This window comes from Mycobacterium sp. TH-M82 (assembly GCF_057473605.1).
This window is the reverse complement of record NZ_JBYCKY010000491.1, coordinates 1-1946: the sequence shown is the minus strand read 5'-3', so window position 1 is coordinate 1946 and position 1946 is coordinate 1. Positions and strand designations below refer to the sequence as shown.

Here is a 1946-nt window from a genome sequence, read left to right as displayed (position 1 = left end):
CATGCCCCGATCCGTAGAAGAGATCATCGCCCACGCTGACGAACTGGCAAAGAAGTTCGAAGAATACGAGCCGTGTCCCGAAGACGAACGAGACCCGCAACTGATTCACGCCCTGCGGCGGGCGGCACGGTCGCGTTCCTCGGCCGAAGCTGATGTTCGCGCCGCTGTCATCGCGGCGCGCGAAGGCGGATGCTCGTGGACACTCATCGGTGGGGAGCTCGGCACCAGCGGTGAAGCGGTACGGCAGCGGTACGGATCGGCCGTCCGGCACTGAGGTGACGTCAAACCACCTCATGCCCCGCCACCGCCGATCCGCTGTGCCAGCTGCCCGGCGAACGTGCTCACCTGCTCGGGGTTGTCCAGCGCGAACCGGGCGGCGGTGGGCCGGTCGCCGTCGTCGCCGTGGCGGACGACGATCCCGATGCCGTTGAGGTCGGGGCGTGTCACCGCGTCGAACGCGTCCTCGTCGGTGATGTCGTCGCCGACGTAGACCGGCAACACCGGGCCGGCTAGCCAACCGAGGATCCAGCGCAGCGTTTGGCCCTTGTCCCAGTTGACATCCGGGCGCAGCTCGACGACTTCGCGGCCCGTCGTCACCCGTAGCGCACCGCGCCGGCTGGCAGCGCGGACTGCGGCAACCACCTCGCCGACCCTGTCACGCGCGGCGTTGCGGTAGTGCACCGCGACGCCAAACCGCTTGTGTTCCACCGCGATACCGGGGATTACGGAGAGCGCCGCCCGCAGCTGCGCGGCCGCTTCTTCCAGCACCGGCACCGCAGCGGCCGCAGCGTCGTTCTGGTGGTGGGTGCCGTCGGGCTCGGTCAGCTCGAAGCCGTGGCTGCCGGCATACCAGATGCCCGGCAGGCCGACCCGCCGGCGCACGTCGGCGAGGTCACGGCCGCTGAGCACCGCGACCGGGCAGTTCACCGTCAACGCGTGCAGCGCCTCCGCCGCGCCGGCGGTCAGCCGGGCCGAGTCGGGATCGTCGACGATGTCGGACAGGGTCCCGTCGAAGTCGAAGAACACCGCCGGCCGGTGGGTGGCGATCACGTCCGTCGCGGTCACAGCACTCGGCAGCGCCGACATCCGCAGGTCGCCGGTGCGCACCGCGACCTCACCCAGGTCGGCCACCACCGCGTCGGCGCCGTGCCGGGGCAGGTTTGCTCGCCCGGCCCGGTCGATGCCGATGACCAGGGCGAATCCGGCGTCGCGTGCGGCGGCGACGCCGGCTTCGGTGTTCGCCACGACGACGCTGCGGTCGGGCCGCACCGCCAGCCGGTCAGCCGCCTCGGGGGCGAACGCCGCGGTGCGGACCCGGGCCTGCCGCAGCTTCTCCACCAGCGCCATCGGCGGGCCGGTGTCGGGCACCGCTTCGTCGAGATCGAACAGCACCGTGTCGTGACGACGCGGGTCGATCGTGACCGACAACTCGTGACCAACCTTTCCGGGCCTTTCCGGGCCATGCCGGGCCTTGCCGGGCCATGCCGGGCCATGCCGGGCGACGACGCTTGCCGTGACCACGGTGCCACAGCCGGACCGGATTCGATCGGAAAAACCCGCACCGGATCCGGCGTTGGTGGCGACTGGCGCAGGACGGCCATACCCCCGAAAATCTCATGACACGCCGAGCACTGGCCCTAGCGACAAGGTTGGGACGTCCAGGGTTACGCTGCTCTCGGAAGCACCGTCTCAACGTCGAACCCGCAGAGTCGATAACGATATTCTTCCCTGCGGCACAGTGGTTTTCGCTATAACTGCAAGGCTGTGTCATCCGCGAGGAACAAGAATCCGGATTAATGGAGAGGTATATAAATGATCACACCGTCGTGGACCAGACTGACCGTTACGATCGGCGGTCTCGCACTGTCGTTGACCGCTGGCGTGGGGACCGCGGCTGCAGATCCCGATCTGAGCCCGGCCGTCACCACCACGTGCAATTACTCGCA

General features: G+C 68.7%; 1 protein-coding gene and 1 pseudogene. One reads left to right on the top strand and one right to left on the bottom strand.

The window, feature by feature from the left end:
- Positions 1-274 (top strand): annotated as a pseudogene (locus AC2VON_RS15305) (hypothetical protein); the annotation flags it as partial.
- 17 nt (positions 275-291) lie between these two features.
- Here the strand turns inward: AC2VON_RS15305 and otsB are convergent.
- Entirely contained in the window at positions 292-1428 is a 1137-nt protein-coding gene (otsB, locus tag AC2VON_RS15300; RefSeq protein WP_486953716.1) for a trehalose-phosphatase, read from the bottom strand.
- Between the last annotated feature and the right edge of the window lie 518 nt (positions 1429-1946).